Origin of the sequence: Streptococcus sp. k-628 (genome assembly GCF_013277475.1) — a bacterium.
Lineage (GTDB): Bacteria > Bacillota > Bacilli > Lactobacillales > Streptococcaceae > Streptococcus.
Genome location: NZ_VMMZ01000055.1, coordinates 1 through 11,192, shown reverse-complemented (window position 1 = coordinate 11,192; position 11,192 = coordinate 1). Strand labels below are relative to the sequence as shown.

12 protein-coding genes are annotated in these 11,192 nt (G+C 39.4%); 5 read left to right on the top strand and 7 right to left on the bottom strand.

From position 1 onward, the window contains the following. Positions 1–99: 99 nt before the first annotated feature. Genes dhaM through dhaK form a run of 3 tightly spaced genes read right to left on the bottom strand, consistent with a single transcriptional unit; the run spans position 100 to position 2,060 of the window. Positions 100–474 (bottom strand): dihydroxyacetone kinase phosphoryl donor subunit DhaM, encoded by a 375-nt coding sequence (gene dhaM, locus HT730_RS07470; RefSeq protein WP_173307224.1) that lies wholly within the window; start codon positions 472–474, stop codon positions 100–102. Next, positions 474–1,049 carry a dihydroxyacetone kinase subunit DhaL gene (gene dhaL, locus HT730_RS07465; protein WP_050242716.1) on the bottom strand — a complete coding sequence of 192 codons (576 nt, stop codon included), beginning with the start codon at positions 1,047–1,049 and terminating at the stop codon, positions 474–476. Before dhaL ends, dhaM begins: the two co-directional genes overlap by 1 nt. Before the next feature lie 21 nt (positions 1,050–1,070). Next, a complete protein-coding gene (dhaK, locus tag HT730_RS07460; RefSeq protein ID WP_173229805.1) occupies positions 1,071–2,060 on the bottom strand; it encodes a dihydroxyacetone kinase subunit DhaK in 990 nt (329 codons plus the stop codon). Between the two features lie 153 nt (positions 2,061–2,213). Here dhaK and dhaS point away from each other — a divergent pair, with 153 nt between their 5' ends. Together dhaS and dhaQ are read left to right on the top strand one after the other, a co-directional pair. Further along, complete coding sequence (gene dhaS / locus HT730_RS07455; RefSeq protein WP_173307223.1) at positions 2,214–2,744, top strand: dihydroxyacetone kinase transcriptional activator DhaS; 531 nt, start codon at positions 2,214–2,216, stop codon at positions 2,742–2,744. After that, positions 2,741–3,730 carry a DhaKLM operon coactivator DhaQ gene (gene dhaQ, locus HT730_RS07450; protein ID WP_173229809.1) on the top strand — a complete coding sequence of 330 codons (990 nt, stop codon included), beginning with the start codon at positions 2,741–2,743 and terminating at the stop codon, positions 3,728–3,730. The genes dhaS and dhaQ overlap by 4 nt, the downstream gene beginning before the upstream one ends. Before the next feature lie 159 nt (positions 3,731–3,889). Here the strand turns inward: dhaQ and HT730_RS07445 are convergent, their stop codons facing one another. The 4 genes from HT730_RS07445 to HT730_RS07430 form a co-directional block, all read right to left on the bottom strand. After that, entirely contained in the window at positions 3,890–4,429 is a 540-nt protein-coding gene (locus HT730_RS07445; RefSeq protein ID WP_173228817.1) for a ClbS/DfsB family four-helix bundle protein, read from the bottom strand. A 56-nt stretch (positions 4,430–4,485) separates the two neighbouring features. Next, positions 4,486–4,980 (bottom strand): YkgJ family cysteine cluster protein, encoded by a 495-nt coding sequence (locus tag HT730_RS07440; protein WP_000031484.1) that lies wholly within the window; start codon positions 4,978–4,980, stop codon positions 4,486–4,488. A 134-nt stretch (positions 4,981–5,114) separates the two neighbouring features. Continuing rightward, positions 5,115–6,848 (bottom strand): phosphoenolpyruvate--protein phosphotransferase, encoded by a 1,734-nt coding sequence (gene ptsP, locus HT730_RS07435; RefSeq protein WP_033680190.1) that lies wholly within the window; start codon positions 6,846–6,848, stop codon positions 5,115–5,117. 5 nt (positions 6,849–6,853) lie between these two features. Further along, positions 6,854–7,117 carry a phosphocarrier protein HPr gene (locus HT730_RS07430; protein WP_000146947.1) on the bottom strand — a complete coding sequence of 88 codons (264 nt, stop codon included), beginning with the start codon at positions 7,115–7,117 and terminating at the stop codon, positions 6,854–6,856. Between the two features lie 350 nt (positions 7,118–7,467). Between HT730_RS07430 and nrdH the strand changes: the two genes are divergently transcribed. The 3 genes from nrdH (at position 7,468) to nrdF (ending at position 11,076) form a co-directional block, all read left to right on the top strand. Beyond that, the gene (gene nrdH, locus HT730_RS07425) at positions 7,468–7,686 is read left to right on the top strand and encodes a glutaredoxin-like protein NrdH (protein ID WP_000259242.1); all 219 of its coding nucleotides are present in this window, start codon (positions 7,468–7,470) and stop codon (positions 7,684–7,686) included. An 80-nt stretch (positions 7,687–7,766) separates the two neighbouring features. After that, entirely contained in the window at positions 7,767–9,926 is a 2,160-nt protein-coding gene (gene nrdE, locus HT730_RS07420; RefSeq protein WP_173307222.1) for a class 1b ribonucleoside-diphosphate reductase subunit alpha, read from the top strand. Between the two features lie 187 nt (positions 9,927–10,113). Next, the gene (gene nrdF, locus HT730_RS07415) at positions 10,114–11,076 is read left to right on the top strand and encodes a class 1b ribonucleoside-diphosphate reductase subunit beta (RefSeq protein ID WP_100104525.1); all 963 of its coding nucleotides are present in this window, start codon (positions 10,114–10,116) and stop codon (positions 11,074–11,076) included. Positions 11,077–11,192: the final 116 nt, after the last annotated feature.

Sequence of the window (11,192 nt, the reverse complement as noted above, 5' to 3'; positions counted from 1 at the left end):
CTAGCTTCCTAGTTTGCTCTTTAATTTTCATTGAGTATTAAACTTTGATAGTTGAGATAATCAATAGCCCACCTATAAAAAGAGTTATAGTAAAATTCCTTATTTATTGATTTCAAGATCCGACAACTGTGTTTGAATAACTGACAGTTCTGCACCAGCCTGAAGAAGAGCTGCTGCAGTATAGGAACCTTCTACAATTGGAACCCTATTGATTCTGATACTTTTATCACTGAAATCAGCCACCATTTCTAAGTTCATTTTAGCAGAACCTAGGTCAAAAAAGGCTAATAAAGTATCTGCTGGATTTTCGGAAACAACCCTATCTACTTGATCAAAACTTGTTCCAATTCCTCCATCTTCGGTTCCTCCTACATAAGTAATCGGAACATCTTTAGCTACTTCACTAATCAGTTCAACGACACCTTGTGCAATGTGTTTGGAATGTGAAATGATAACAAGACCAATACTTCCCATTAAACCACCCCAGTTTCTAAAAGAGCAGTAAAGAGTAATCCTGATGAGAATGATCCAGGATCAATATGTCCAAGAGAACGTTCTCCTACATAAGATGCCCTTCCTTTAGTTGCAAGTAAATCTTTGGTAGCATTCACTACCTGATCAATAACCTCTTGAGTCAATTGGCCAGCAGACAAGGCAGCAATAACAGGAGTCCAAACATCAACCATTGTCTTTTCTCCAACTTCTGCTTTCCCACGTTTGACAATCATATCCAAACCGCTTTGTAAGATTTCCTCTATTTTCGAATTAGAATCAGCCTTGGCCATGCCCATAAAAGCAGATCCATACAAGGGACCAGAAGCACCGCCTACCTTACTCAGTAGTTGCATTGAGACAAGTTTAAACACATCACTGCTGGTCTCAAATTGCTTTCCTTCTAAGTTTTCCATAACCGCAGCCATGCCACGCGCCATATTTCCACCGTGGTCTCCATCTCCTATAGGAGTGTCTAACTCACTAAGGTAATCTTTCTGTTCTTGAATCTTTTCATTAAAAAGCTTCATCCATTCAAGAGCTTGTTCAGCATTCATTTGACATTTCCTCCTTGAGTTTTACCAAGCTGGTGTAGTAACAGGTGCATTTAGAGCATCCAACCACTCATCATCTGCCAATCGAATCAATGTTAATGATAATCCAGCCATATCGATTGATGTCATATAGTTTCCAATTTTCTTAAATACCAACTCAACACCTTTTTCATGGAGTAATTTAGCCACATCATTTGCAAATACGTATTGTTCCATAAGAGGAGTGCTTCCTAAACCATTGATGAGAAGTCCATAGCGTTCACCAGATTTAAGTTGGAAACCTTCAGATAGTTTTTCAACCAATTCTGAGGCCAATTGTGCTGAAGGTTGCATTTTCTCTTTTTTATATCCTGGCTCACCATGAATACCAACTCCATATTCAAATTCATCATCTTCTAGAACAAAACCTGGTTTCCCAACTTCAGGAACGGTTGCTCCAGACAAGGCCAGCCCAATTGTTTTAATTTCTAACACAAGTTTATCGGCCAAGTCCTTCATTTCAGATAATGTTTTACCAGAACGAGCCGCATCACCCAAAATTTTATGGACTAATATAGTACCTGCAACACCTCGACGCCCTTGGGTATAGAGACTATTTTCAACAGCAATATCATCATCGACTACAACGCTTGCTACATCAATACCTTCCATTTCAGCAAGTTCTTGTGCAATTTCAAAGTTCATAATGTCCCCAGAATAGTTCTTGATGACCATGAAAACTCCAGCACCTTCATCAGCCGCCTTAATGGCTTCTAAAATTTGGTTCGGAGTAGGTGAAGTGAAGACTGCTCCACAAATGGCAGCAGACAACATTCCATCTCCTACAAATCCAGCATGACTTGGTTCATGTCCTGAACCTCCACCTGAAATGAGTCCAACTTTTCCTGTCTTTTCTGCCTTTCTAACGATAACATCAAAACCATCTAAACGTTCTACCAAGTCATCATGCATGAATGATAACCCCTGCAACATTTCATCAACAACTTGTGTCGGTTCATTTATAATTTTTTTCATGAGAAACTCCTTTCGGCATCTACCTTTGTTTTCGCTTTCATTATATATTTTTTATCGCTGGCTGATAAGGGACAGATTCTATTATTTGTCCCCTTTTAAACCCGTTTCAAACATTTTTTTGGTAAAATGAAGTAAGTAAAAGAAAGGTTTCCTATGGCATCATCACTTATTACAAAAAAACGGATTGCCAAGGCATTTAGAGACCTATTAGCTACTAGAGAATTTGACAAAATCTCTATTGTAGATATCATGGAATCAGCTGGCATTCGTAGACAGACCTTTTATAATCACTTTCTTGACAAATATGAACTGCTAGACTGGATATTTGAAAATGACTTAACCGAGTATATCACCAATAACTTGGACTTCATTTCAGGCCAAAAACTATTACAAGAACTATTTCTTTATTTCGAACAAGAGCGTGACTTTTATATTCAACTTTTTGATATTCAAGGGCAAAATAGCTTCTATGACCACTTTATCAGCTACTGTCGCTTGCTTGTATCAAAAATTTTAAGAGAATATGGTCAGATTGATATCGATTCATCTGCTTATACTTGTTTTTTGTTAGACTATCATTCACATGCTCTAGCAGAAATCGTGAAGGCTTACGTCAATAAAAAAAGTCCAGTTCCACAACCAGACTTTCTAATCATGACAATTATTGGAAAGAGACCACAATGACATTTATTTCAAATCATAAACAGAAAATTATTTCAAGTTATATTTCAGCAACTGTCAGCAGTCACCCTGAATTAGAAAAATACCCTACCTTACCATTAGTCTATCAAAAAAATCGCAATCCTCATCAGGTTCCAATATTGTCGGGTGGAGGTTCAGGTCATGAACCTGCTCATATTGGATATGTGGGAGAAGGAATGCTTACCGCTGCTATCTACGGCCAATTATTTACTCCACCTACAAGAACTGAAATCTTAGAGTCTATTCGTTTTTTAAATAATGGACAAGGTGTCTTCATCATTGTAAAAAATTTCGAAGCAGACATCAAAGAATTTAGCTGGGCCATTAACACCGCTAGAAAAGAAGGAATTAAGGTCGGCTATAGTCTAGCACACGACGATATTTCAATTGAACCTCACAATAGATTTCAAATTAGAGGAAGGGGGCTTGCAGGGACAATCTTACTTCATAAAATCCTAGGATTTGCAGCTCAAAATGGTGCCAACATCGAGCAACTAACTGATTTAGGTCATGAGCTTGCTCCCGAAATCGCAACAATTGGCTTTGCAAGGAAATCGGCTAGTCTCCCCCAAGCCACCCTTCCACTATTTAACTTGGAAGAAGGAAATATTTCTTATGGTATTGGGATACATGGCGAAGAAGGCTATCGTATCGTCCCATTCCAATCATCGGAAATCCTTGCAAATGAAATTATAAGTAAATTAAGATTGCACTATCATTGGAAAAAGGGTGATCATTTTATATTGCTTGTAAATAATCTAGGCACTACCAGCAACTTAGAAATGGGCATATTTATCAATGATCTCCTTCAACTCTTAGAAATTGAAGGAGTCACTATTACCTTTATAAAATCAGGAACATTTATGACCAGTCTGGATATGGCAGGTATATCCGTAACTCTTTGCCCCGTGAAGAATAAACAGTGGTTAGAAGCTCTCAATGCTCCAACGACAGCTTTTGCATGGTAATTTGCTTGTATTACTCAAAAGGGCTACATCACTTGATGGCCCTTTGTTTTTATCTTATACTCAATGAAANNGGCAAGGCGACGTTGACGCAGTTTGAATTTGATTTTCGAAGAGTATTACGTTTAAAAGAACTCATTCTTGCAATTTCAAAGAGTCCATCTATACCTTACAATTCTTCTGATGTGCTTTGAGCTTTTTCATAGCCCAATCATAGTGACTGGCGGTGCTACTGATAAAGTAGGAACCTAGACTTGTCCCTCCCGTCCACTTATAGACACCTTTGGTAAAGAGTTCGTCATTGCTAAAGCATTCCATCAACTCTAAAACCTCTCTATGTGATTGTTCTAGGAGTCTAGTCGCTTCTTCTAAGGAGGTTTTCTGGTGCTTCTTCCAAAAAGCGACATTCATTTCTCCATAAGTTTTCCAATTATAAGCTTCAGGAAGAAAAGATCTTTCGTGACCTTTTTGATTAGAATGTACCCAGGTCAAAAGTAACTGCTGCCATTCATAAAGATGGATCAAGACATCCCGCAGGTTTTTATCCCTTTTCCAGTGAGCTTCTTTTTTCTTTGGGTCTCTTGAAAAATCAAATGGAGTCTGTAGCTCATCTTCACTTAGTTGGGAGATGAAACGATTGAGCTTTTCATAATTTTCCTTAGAGGATAATACTAATTCCTCTTTCGTTCTCGGTCTAGGCACAGAGTTCTCCCTTCATATTGTTAGTTATTATTAGAAATTTTTTATCCTTTAACTCTCTATAACTTATCCTTTAATTTCTCCACAAAGAGATAGGCTGCTGGACAGGTTAAGGTATTCTTAATCGTCAGATGGTTGATTTGATGGATCTTTTTACGGTCCGTATGGGGAAATTCACGACAGGCCTTTGGACGAACATCATAGATAGAACAGAGATTATCTCCTCCTAAAAATGGGCAAGGCATGGATTTAAAAACCTTGTCCCCATCTTCATCTACTTGCAAAAACTCTGCTTCAAAAGCAGGTAATTTCATTTTAAAATACTTGGCGATACGAGTGATGTCTGCTTCCTTGAAGTCAGGCCCCAATGTCTTGCAACAGTTGGCACAGGCGGTGCAGTCAATCTCCGAAAAGACTTCTTGGTGAATCTGCTGGGCTATCTTGTCTAGGTTTTTAGGAGGTTTTTTCTTTAGATTGGCTAAAACTTTACGGTGCTCCTTCTGCTTTTGCAAGGCCAGCTGGTGATAATACTCAATATCAATTTCTTTAGACATGGTTTCTCTCTTATTCTATTTACTTTCCCCTATTATACCATGCCTCCGGAGCATTTAAAAGTGTACTTTACAAGACTATACTTTTCTAAGATGCGTCAAAAAAACCTTGCAACTAGGTTACAAGGTTAATGACATTAATCGAAGTTAACGTATTCTTTTTGAAGTTCAAGAACTTCTTCCATTGTTGAACACTCTGTAAGGGCACGGTTTGCGTACTCTTCCATCTTAGCAGTATCCAATTTCTTCATCAAGCTACGTGTACGAAGGACAGATGTCGCTGACATAGAGAATTCATCCAAGCCCATTCCGACAAGAAGTGGAACAGCTTTTTGGTCACCAGCCATCTCACCACACATACCAGCCCATTTACCTTCAGCGTGAGCTGCCTTGATAACGTTGTTGATCAAGCGAAGGATTGATGGGTTATATGGTTGGTAAAGGTATGAAACTTGTTCGTTCATACGGTCTGCCGCCATTGAGTATTGGATCAAGTCGTTTGTACCAATTGACATGAAGTCTACTTCTTTTGCAAATTGGTCTGCAAGCATGGCTGCTGCAGGAATTTCAATCATGATACCAACTTGGATGTCATCCGCAACTGCAACACCTTCAGCAAGAAGGTTTGCTTTTTCTTCTTCATAAACTGCTTTAGCTGCACGGAATTCTTTCAAAAGGGCAACCATTGGGAACATGATACGCAATTGACCATGAACAGAAGCACGAAGAAGGGCACGGATCTGTGTACGGAACATTGCATCTCCAGTTTCAGAAATAGAGATACGAAGGGCACGGAATCCAAGGAATGGGTTCATTTCGTGTGGCATATCGAAGTAAGGAAGTTCCTTATCTCCACCAATATCCATTGTACGAACAACCACTGGTTTACCATTCATTCCCTCAAGAACAGCCTTGTATGCTTCATACTGCTCGTCTTCTGTTGGGAAATCTTGAGAATCCATGTACAAGAACTCTGTACGGTAAAGTCCAACAGCTTCTGCACCGTTGTTGTTAACACCTTCAACGTCTTTTGGAGTACCGATGTTAGCAGCCAACTCAAAGTGTTTACCGTCAGCAGTCACTGTTTGAGCATCTTTCAAAAGTGCCCATTCAGCTTTTTGTTTAGCATAAGCTTCACCAGCTGCTTTAAATTCTGCCGCTTGTTCATCTGTTGGGTTGATAATCACTTCACCAGTAATTCCGTTAACGGCAAGGATATCACCGTCTTTGACGATTTCAGTGATGTTATTTGTTCCCAATACAGCTGCAATTTCAAGTGTACGTGCCATGATAGCTGAGTGGCTTGTACGTCCACCGATGTTTGTGACAAAAGCTTTTACAAAGTTTTTGTCCAATTGAGCTGTATCAGATGGTGTTAAGTCATGTGCAATCACGATTACTTCTTCATTGATAGAAGCTGGGTTTGGCAATTTCTTACCAAGAAGGTTTGCCAAGACACGTTTTGTCACGTCGCGGATATCCGCTGCACGTTCTTGCATGTATGGGTTGTCTTCCATACCTTCAAAGATCGTGATGAACATGTCAGTCACTTCTTTAAGACCTGCTTCTGCATTGACTTTCTTAGCACGAATTGTTTCTTTAATCTGACCAATCAATTCTGGGTCAGAAAGAACCATCAAATGAGCGTCAAAAACTTGAGCCGCTTCTTCACCAAGCGTACCTACAGCTTTCTCGCGGATAAGAGAAAGCTCGTTTTGAGAAGCTTCAAGAGCAACATCCAAACGAGCCTCTTCTGCGTTTGTATCTTCGACTGAAACAGTTTCGAATGACAAATCCGGTTGAACGAGTAGATATGCTTTTGCAACTGCAACACCGTCAGATGCTGCGATTCCTTTAAGCATTTCTGTCATTTCCCTTATGCCAATCCTTCTTTTTCCATTGTTTCTGAGATTGCAGCGATAGCGTCATCTGCATCTGCACCTTCAGCTGAGATAGTTACGTCAGCACCTTGGCCAACACCAAGACTCATAACACCCATAATTGATTTAAGGTTAACTGATTTACCTTTGTACTCAAGAGTGATATCTGAAGCAAATTTGCTAGCAGTTTGTACCAACAATGTTGCTGGACGCGCGTGAATACCTGTTTCTGCCACTACGTGGAAATCTTTAGAAGCCATAGTTTGACTCTCCTTTTGTTCTTTCTTTTTTTGAGTTATATGTGATAACCCTTACAGTTTGGTATTATACCATCTTCTAGGATTTTTTTCAAGCATTTTCTGGATTTTCCTTCAATTTCCTTTCAGATAACTTGCTGAAAATCTTCTGTCCTAGATAACAAAACACAGGATATAGTTTCTTTAAAAACGATTTATAGGATAATCATTGCTATTTTATAAAGCAAACACTACATATTGTGCTTTGTGAGCTTGACTAGAAAAACAGACCACTATATTTAGTTCAAATCATTGACAAATTTTTATTTTCTGATATACTAGGATAGTATTAAATTTTAAAGAGGAGTTACACAATGGTAACCGTTTATTCTAAAAACAATTGTGTCCAATGTAAAATGACCAAGCGTTTCTTGGACAGTAATAACGTTGAATATAAAGAAATCAATCTTGATGAGCAGCCTGAGTACATCGATCAAGTCAAAGAACTCGGTTTTAGCGCAGCTCCTATTATTCAAACACCAACTGAAGTCTTTTCAGGTTTCCAACCAGGAAAACTGAAACAATTAGCATAATCTTAGTACATCGTCCAGAAGAAACTGCTTCTAGGGCTAACTTAGAAGCCTTTCTTTTGTAATTAGATAAGGGAAATTTTATGGGATTAAAACATCTTGAGGACGTGACTTACTTCCGTCTCAATAACGAAATCAACCGTCCTGTCAATGGACAAATCATGCTTCATAAAGATAAGGAAGCCTTGGACGCCTTCTTTAAAGAAAATGTCGTTCCAAACACTATGGTTTTTGATTCAATTAAAGATAAAATCAACTACCTCATTGAACATAACTACATCGAAACAGCCTTTATCAAGAAATACCGTCCAGAGTTCTTGGAAGAATTGTCGCAATTTATTAAAGAACAAAACTTCCAATTCAAGTCTTTCATGGCAGCTTATAAGTTTTACAATCAATATGCTTTGAAAACTAACGACGGTGAATACTATCTTGAAAGTATGGAAGACCGTGTCTTCTTTAACGCCCTTTATTTCGCTGATGGGAATGAAGCTGTTGCAATCGATATTGCCAATGAAATCATCCACCAACGCTACCAACCTGCTACTCCTTCTTTCCTCAATGCTGGACGTGCTCGTCGTGGAGAGTTGGTATCATGTTTCCTGATTCAGGTAACTGATGATATGAACTCTATCGGACGTTCTATCAACTCAGCTCTTCAACTTTCACGTATTGGTGGTGGTGTGGGAATTACCCTCAGCAACCTTCGTGAAGCAGGGGCACCTATCAAGGGGTATGAAGGAGCAGCTTCTGGCGTCGTACCAGTCATGAAACTTTTCGAAGATAGCTTCTCTTACTCAAACCAATTGGGTCAACGTCAAGGTGCTGGTGTTGTCTACCTCAATGTCTTTCACCCAGATATCATCGCCTTCCTTTCAACTAAGAAAGAAAATGCCGATGAAAAAGTTCGTGTTAAGACCCTTTCACTTGGTGTTGTAGTACCCGATAAATTCTACGAATTGGCGCGTAAAAATGAAGAAATGTACCTCTTCAGCCCTTACTCTGTAGAAAAAGAATACAATGTGCCATTCAACTACATCGACATTACTGAAAAATACGATGAATTGGTCGCAAATCCAAATATTCGCAAGACAAAAATCAAGGCGCGTGATTTGGAAACTGAAATCTCTAAATTGCAACAAGAGTCTGGCTACCCTTATGTCGTCAACATCGATACTGCTAACCGTGCAAATCCTGTTGATGGAAAGATTATCATGAGTAACTTGTGTTCTGAGATTCTTCAAGTCCAAGAACCAAGCTTGATCAACGATGCTCAAGAATTCCTTCAAATGGGGACGGATGTTTCATGTAACCTTGGTTCAACCAACGTGGTCAACATGATGACTTCACCTGACTTTGGTCGCTCAATCCGTGCTATGGTTCGTGCTTTAACTTTCGTTACAGATAGTTCACACATCGTAGCTGTACCAACTATTGACCATGGAAATAGCCAAGCTCATACCTTTGGTCTTGGTGCCATGGGACTTCACAGCTACCTTGCACAACAACTGATTGAATATGGATCGCCTGAGTCTGTTGAATTTACAAGCATCTACTTTATGCTTATGAACTACTGGACTTTGATTGAGTCAAACAATATTGCTCGTGAACGTGGTATTACCTTCCACAACTTTGAAAAATCAGACTATGCTAAGGGAAGCTACTTTGATAAGTATATAACTGGCGAGTTTGTTCCAAAATCAGACCGTGTTAAAGAACTCTTCAAAGATGTCTTTATCCCAAGTGCTGCTGACTGGGCTGAACTTCGCGACAAGGTTCAAGCAGATGGTCTTTACCACCAAAACCGCCTTGCTGTAGCGCCAAATGGTTCTATCAGTTACATCAATGACGTCTCTGCTTCTATCCACCCGATTACGCAACGTATCGAAGAACGCCAAGAAAAGAAAATCGGTAAAATCTACTATCCTGCTGCTGGCTTGTCAACAGAAACCATTCCTTACTACACTTCTGCCTACGACATGGATATGCGTAAGGTGATTGATGTTTACGCTGCTGCAACTGAACACGTGGATCAAGGACTTTCACTCACTCTCTTTATGCGTAGTGACATTCCAAAAGGTCTTTACGAATGGAAGAAAGAAAATAAACAAACGACACGTGACTTGTCTATCCTTCGTAACTATGCCTTTAACAAGGGTATCAAGTCTATCTACTACGTCCGTACCTTTACAGACGATGGTGGAGAAGTCGGTGCCAACCAATGTGAAAGCTGTGTGATTTAGTTTCTAGCATAGAAACACTATTTTTCCCTAAGCAGCACTGATAAAATCAAATCTACTATGTCATAACATAATTTATGTAACATTTTAAAAGTTGGGCTTCCGACTTTTTGTGCGATACTCCTATAGAATTATGGTGAAATAGAAATAATTGTGAGTTCGCAATACTAAACACAGAAAGAGATTTCAAATGGAAACTTACTACAAAGCCATTAACTGGAATGCCATCGAAGATGTCATCGATAAATCAACTTGGGAAAAGTTGACAGAGCAATTCTGGCTCGATACACGTATTCCCTTGTCAAATGACTTGGATGACTGGAGAAAACTATCTAACAAAGAGAAAGACTTGGTCGGAAAAGTTTTTGGTGGTTTAACCCTTCTTGATACCATGCAATCTGAAACAGGGGTTGAAGCCCTTCGCGCAGACATCCGTACACCACATGAAGAAGCTGTTTTCAATAACATCCAATTTATGGAATCTGTCCACGCTAAATCTTATTCATCAATCTTTTCTACCTTGAATACCAAGGCTGAGATTGAAGAAATTTTCGAATGGACCAATACCAATCCTTATCTGCAAAAGAAGGCTGAGATTGTCAACGAAATCTACCTAAACGGTAGCCCACTTGAAAAGAAAGTTGCCAGTGTCTTCCTCGAAACCTTCCTCTTCTACTCTGGTTTCTTCACTCCCCTCTACTATCTTGGTAACAACAAACTTGCCAACGTTGCGGAAATCATCAAATTGATTATTCGTGACGAGTCTGTTCACGGAACCTACATTGGTTATAAATTCCAACTTGGTTTCAATGAATTACCTGAAGAAGAGCAAGAAAAACTCAAAGAATGGATGTACGACCTGCTCTATACTCTTTATGAAAATGAAGAAGGCTATACAGAAAGTCTTTATGACGGTGTTGGTTGGACGGAAGAAGTCAAAACCTTCCTTCGCTACAATGCTAACAAGGCTCTCATGAACCTGGGACAAGATCCACTCTTCCCAGATTCAGCAGATGATGTCAATCCAATCGTTATGAACGGTATTTCAACAGGAACTTCCAACCACGACTTCTTCTCTCAAGTCGGAAATGGTTACCTCCTTGGTGAAGTTGAAGCCATGCAAGATGATGACTACAACTACGGTTTGGACTAATACTCAATGAAAATCAAATTCAAACCACGTCAGCTTCACCTTGCCGTAGATATGCTCACTGACTTCGTCAGTCTTATCTACAACCTCAAAACTGTGTTTTGAGCAACCTACGGCTA

Coding starts and splice junctions, on each gene's coding strand:
- ptsP (WP_033680190.1), bottom strand. CDS start 6,848: ATGACAGAAATGCTTAAAGGAATCGCAGCATCTGACGGTGTTGCAGTT.
- dhaQ (WP_173229809.1), top strand. CDS start 2,741: ATGACATTTATTTCAAATCATAAACAGAAAATTATTTCAAGTTATATT.
- dhaM (WP_173307224.1), bottom strand. CDS start 474: ATGGGAAGTATTGGTCTTGTTATCATTTCACATTCCAAACACATTGCA.
- nrdH (WP_000259242.1), top strand. CDS start 7,468: ATGGTAACCGTTTATTCTAAAAACAATTGTGTCCAATGTAAAATGACC.
- nrdF (WP_100104525.1), top strand. CDS start 10,114: ATGGAAACTTACTACAAAGCCATTAACTGGAATGCCATCGAAGATGTC.
- dhaS (WP_173307223.1), top strand. CDS start 2,214: ATGGCATCATCACTTATTACAAAAAAACGGATTGCCAAGGCATTTAGA.
- dhaL (WP_050242716.1), bottom strand. CDS start 1,049: ATGAATGCTGAACAAGCTCTTGAATGGATGAAGCTTTTTAATGAAAAG.
- HT730_RS07430 (WP_000146947.1), bottom strand. CDS start 7,117: ATGGCTTCTAAAGATTTCCACGTAGTGGCAGAAACAGGTATTCACGCG.
- dhaK (WP_173229805.1), bottom strand. CDS start 2,060: ATGAAAAAAATTATAAATGAACCGACACAAGTTGTTGATGAAATGTTG.
- nrdE (WP_173307222.1), top strand. CDS start 7,767: ATGGGATTAAAACATCTTGAGGACGTGACTTACTTCCGTCTCAATAAC.
- HT730_RS07440 (WP_000031484.1), bottom strand. CDS start 4,980: ATGTCTAAAGAAATTGATATTGAGTATTATCACCAGCTGGCCTTGCAA.